The organism is Pseudomonas weihenstephanensis (assembly GCF_001043055.1).
GTDB classification, from domain to species: domain Bacteria; phylum Pseudomonadota; class Gammaproteobacteria; order Pseudomonadales; family Pseudomonadaceae; genus Aquipseudomonas; species Aquipseudomonas weihenstephanensis.
This window is the reverse complement of the sequence record NZ_JYLF01000026.1, coordinates 1-863: the sequence shown is the minus strand read 5'-3', so window position 1 is coordinate 863 and position 863 is coordinate 1. Positions and strand designations below refer to the sequence as shown.

Sequence of the window (863 nt, the reverse complement as noted above, 5' to 3'; positions counted from 1 at the left end):
AACCAGAACACCACCCACATCGATGATCTCGACGGCAAGGTCACGGCGTCAGCGTCATCGCTGGAAGCCTTGCGGGCAGCCGCGCGCGCCGACACAGGCGAGGGCGAGTTGGCCGACGCCCTCAAGAGCTGGCAATCCACGGCTGAGCTGGCCGTTGAAAAGCGTGTGCGGGCCACTGAAGACGAGGCCATTTCCGAGCGGGTGACCACGTTCGGTGCACAGGTCGGCCAGAACAAGGCCGGGTTGTCGAGCCTTGAAAAGGTGGTGGCCACCAACGATTCAGTCGCCGCCAAACGCATCACGGAACTGAAAGGCGAACTGGTCGATGTGGGCGAGGGCGTGTCAGGCAACACCCAGGCGCTGGAAACCCTCAGCGGTGAAGTGGCGCGCATCGACGGCGAGATTGTGGCCACGGCCAGCAGCCTGGAATCGTTGCGGGCAGAGGCGCGCAGTGACTCGGGCGAAGGAGAGCTGGCCAGTGCTTTGGAGGCAATGAACTCGATAGCCAACTTTGTGCAGGAGAAGAGGGTGCGCGCCACGGCTGAAGAAGCCTTGGCAATGAAAACCGAGCAGTTGCAAGTCAGTCTCAACCAAACCTCCGCCTCGGTGGAGCAGGTCAGTAAGGCTGTGGTCGATGTGAATGGGCGGGTGTCGGCCCAAACCACAATTAAAGCTGAAACCATTGTGGGTGGGCGTAAGGTCATGGCGGCCCTTGCGCTGGGCTCTGATGGCGACACCTCGGAGATTCTGGCCTTTGCGCAACGGTTCGCCATCGTCGACGAAGTCACCGGGCAGCTCAGAACACCCTTTGTGGTGCAGGGCGGTCAGGTGTTCATCAACTACGCCATGATCGATACGGCGTT

1 protein-coding gene is annotated in these 863 nt (G+C 61.2%); it reads left to right on the top strand.

Features of this window, described 5'->3' with window-relative positions; all coding sequences use genetic code 11:
* Window positions 1-863: phage tail tip fiber protein (locus TU86_RS22050; RefSeq protein WP_048366447.1), on the top strand; the 863-nt coding region annotated here is incomplete at both ends.